3 protein-coding genes are annotated in these 3,520 nt (G+C 48.6%); 2 read left to right on the top strand and 1 reads right to left on the bottom strand.

The genetic code is table 11. The features are described from left to right. Positions 1–156 precede the first annotated feature (156 nt). The gene (locus QZT18_RS23380; protein WP_294152141.1) at positions 157–1,071 is read right to left on the bottom strand and encodes a hypothetical protein; all 915 of its coding nucleotides are present in this window, start codon (positions 1,069–1,071) and stop codon (positions 157–159) included. 531 nt (positions 1,072–1,602) lie between these two features. Between QZT18_RS23380 and QZT18_RS23375 the strand changes: the two genes are divergently transcribed. Both QZT18_RS23375 and QZT18_RS23370 read left to right on the top strand, forming a co-directional pair. Then, positions 1,603–2,544 carry a hypothetical protein gene (locus QZT18_RS23375; protein ID WP_294152138.1) on the top strand — a complete coding sequence of 314 codons (942 nt, stop codon included), beginning with the start codon at positions 1,603–1,605 and terminating at the stop codon, positions 2,542–2,544. Positions 2,545–2,716: 172 nt separating this feature from the next. Next, positions 2,717–3,463, top strand: coding sequence for a DUF6882 domain-containing protein (locus QZT18_RS23370; protein ID WP_294152136.1), 747 nt, complete (start codon positions 2,717–2,719; stop codon positions 3,461–3,463). Positions 3,464–3,520 lie beyond the last annotated feature (57 nt).

The raw sequence follows: 3,520 nt of genomic DNA, 5'->3' as shown, positions 1-3,520 counted from the left end.
TTATGTACTCCAAAGAGCGCAAGCGTTTCCCGGAGGAACTTTTTCTGCCCGGATTTCCCACCCGCGACAACTTACAAACCGGGACTGAAGACTCACACCCTCCCCCTCACCATCCCGCCCCCGGCCATTCCGGCGGCGTTCTCATTCCTCAACCCCTTATTTTTTAAGCTCTACTGTTATTCCTTCCGTATCCCTGGTATCCTGCCGGATAAGTTCTCCCGTTTCCTCATTTCTCTGATATATCGTATAGGACATTTTCCAGGTCATATTGTGGAACCGGTTGCTTGGAAGGCGTTCATCCCGTGATTCCTTTAAATAAATCATATTATATACATCCGCCGATGTCCCCGGGTACAGCAGAACCCAGTCTGAGGATTGAAGGGACTCATCTATTTCGGGCGTCTTCCCGTTAATCGCCATGTTGTAGGTACGGAGTGAAATGACATGGTCACCGGTATTTACCACGTTTGCATTGAATGCATAAGCGCCCGGAAAATTTTTCAGAGAGGATTCGGCAGTGACTTTCACGTTTTCGTCGCTGTATATTTCAGTTCCCTTAAACGGCGTGAGGGCTGTTTCAGACGGATGCTCCGTCTGTGCAAAGCCGGGAAGAGTCGTGTAGGTGCGTCCGTCTTTTTTGTATTTAATGAAAAAGGAAGCGCCCAGGGAATTGATATTTTTGATGCGCTGGGAGGTAAAGTAAAATTCACTGATGGAAATAGTGAGCGTCTTGCTGGAACCCGGAGCGATATCACCTGTAAAGTCGGGGTTAACACCGACACTCTGGCCGTTGATATAGAAGTATCTGTTTGTCACGCTGACCGTCTCGCCCGATCCGTTTTCCACCAGAAAGCTGATGTCCAGGGACGGTGTTGAAAAATAGTCATTTACTTGCCATTCCGACGGGGTAATTACCACTCCGTTGTGCTCGGCGACAGGCGTTTTTACCAGTTCATTGTCCTTGATACAGGTTTTGATATCCTCCGCAAATGAAGGAATGCACAGGGCAACGGTGAACATACACACAAAAAGCCACATTACAATTGATTTAGAACTGCTTAATTTCTTCATAATTCTGCCCCTCCCCGCGGCGGAAAAACGGTACTTATCTGATTTCCAGTTACCTACAGTTTATCACAGCGGCGCAGCCCCGTCCATGGTATTTACATGACTGTCCGTCTTATGAAAGGCGACAATTTTTACAATACACAGAAACGGGAAAAGGGGTGTTACTGTTCACAGGTAGTATTCCGCGAGGTGTTTTTTGTGAGTGGAGCGTAGCGAAAGTCACAGAAAACCCGAGGGTTGCGGCGCGAAACGGCGTTTTTTGCCGTTTCTGTGCATCGCGCAGCGTGTTACTGGGCACGGAGTGAACAGTAACAAAGGGGGCGTTTCGCACCGCACGGCCGGGACTTTTTTTCTTGTAATTCTACCCCTGTTATGCTACGATAAAATTAAGCAGAGCTTTGATCATTCTATTTCAAATCTTAACATTCTTATGCCTTATATGGCATTCAAAAGACTCTTTGCTTGACGATCCAATACGGCAGGCAGGGAGGCGGATGTTCTTCCTGTCGGAATTTACAGAAAGGAAGGACGGCTATGAAAGAAGAATGGGGACGCTATGGAGAAAAGTCCGGACTCAGCGGGGAACTGCAGTTTCCGGAGGATATGGAGTTTAACCTGAGTGATTTTGCACTGTTTTTATCCGTCATGAAAAATCGGGAAGCGCATCGGACTGTGCTGAGTATTATCATGGATGAACCGGAACTTGAGCTGGCGGAAGTCCATGTGGAGGAGGTTGTCTTAAACCACATTGGTAAACGGGCCATCCGTCTGGATGCCTGGGCGGCGGACAGCAGGAACCGGCGTTTCGCCACAGAGATGCAAAACGATACGGAAAAGGACGACGTGAGGCGGAGAGCGAGATATTATCAGGGCCTTTTGGATACGCCGCTCTTAAAATCAGGCAGGGAGACCCGGTATAAATATCTTCCGTCTACAATTGTGACGTTTATAACGCAGGAGGATATTTTCGGGCGCAATCTGGCAAAATACACCTTTACGGAGCAGTGCAGAGAAATAGCCGGGCTGTATCTGGAGGATGGGACGACTAAGATTTTTCTGAACATGACAAGTAAAAACGGGGATCCAACCCTGGTCAGCCTTCTGCAGTATATGAAGGAGACCCGGCTTGACAATCCGGGAATTGTGGTAAAGGATGAAAGGATCCTGAAGCTGGATGAAATCGTAACCGAAGTGAAACAGTCAGAAGAATGGGAGGCTGTTAGGATGAGTATATTATCTGTTGGAATTGAGCGGGGCCGCGAGGAAGGATTGAGATGCGGCCGGGAAGAAGGCCTGAAATCAGGGCGTGAGGAAGGGATACGAAGTAAATTAAAGGAGCAGACCGCACGGAAACTGGCGAAAGGAAAGACCGCGGAAATCATAGCGGAGGAGCTGGAAGAAGAGCTTCCGGTGATTGAGCAGATAATCAGGGAACTGGATGGTGAACAGGAGAAAATAAATCAGCAGGTGGAATAGAAAAGGATGAACGGGTCAAAGCGCCGTCACCCTCCCGGTTTATGGGAGTGGGGCGGCGCTTTAATCCGCTTATCAGGAGCCGTACGTGGACAACGGCTGAAATGTGGCTATAACAGGAAGTTTCTGGTATAATGGCAGAAGAATGAGTGCAGCAGAGAAAGGGAGAATCAGAATGGGATTTTTCAAAAAAACACAGAAAAAGGAACAGGCCGCCCCGGTGGAAAGAAAATCTGTATTTGACGGCCGAACAATCGATACGGGTAATTGGAAGCAGGTTTTTTCGGCCTGTCTGGGGAAAATGATGGCGGTTCAGACGGCCTGCAGTGACCTGGTGGTGCGGGGACAGGACTGGAACGTGGACTTTGAATCCGGATTTATCAGTTTTGGACAAGATAAATACCCGATCCAGTTTATAGGAAGCGAATCTGCCTCCTCCGGCACCTGGCTGTGGGGATGGGAAAATATAAACGGTTTTAATGAAACAATTTTAGAAACAGCGGAGGAGACGAGGCGGAAAGGCGAAGCGTGGGGACTGGAACCCCTTACCGTTGCTGAATTCGAGCTGGACGACACCTTTAACGGGCATAATCTGTCGATTGCCGCCTGCGGTATATCGGACCGTGAGTTTTGCTATTACCGCGGACCTCATGATGGGGGAGCCATTTTTATAGCTTTTGGCAACGTTCCAAAGGAAGTGTTTGCTCCTGTCGGCATGGTTAAGTTTACAAACCTGACGATGCAGTGTATCCAGAAGTTTGCCGTTGATCACAAAATCTTCGTCGAGAGTTTTCTGATGTGGAACGGAACGGCCTACGAGAAGACGGATAACCGTTTTACCGCGCATTTTGAACAGGAGCTGGCGATTGAGTTTGAAGAAGCGGGGGGATTTTTCAGAATCAGTGGCATTAAAACGTTATAAGGGGATTTAGTTGAGATGCGAGGACGCCTCTGTAAGACGGCGGACGGGGTGGTGGGA

Source organism: uncultured Clostridium sp. (assembly GCF_900547735.1).
Classification (GTDB): domain Bacteria; phylum Bacillota; class Clostridia; order Lachnospirales; family Lachnospiraceae; genus Otoolea.
The sequence above is the reverse complement of the archived record's forward strand: the minus strand, read 5'-3'. Positions and strand labels throughout refer to the sequence as shown.

Coding starts and splice junctions, on each gene's coding strand:
- QZT18_RS23375 (WP_294152138.1), top strand. CDS start 1,603: ATGAAAGAAGAATGGGGACGCTATGGAGAAAAGTCCGGACTCAGCGGG.
- QZT18_RS23380 (WP_294152141.1), bottom strand. CDS start 1,071: ATGAAGAAATTAAGCAGTTCTAAATCAATTGTAATGTGGCTTTTTGTG.
- QZT18_RS23370 (WP_294152136.1), top strand. CDS start 2,717: ATGGGATTTTTCAAAAAAACACAGAAAAAGGAACAGGCCGCCCCGGTG.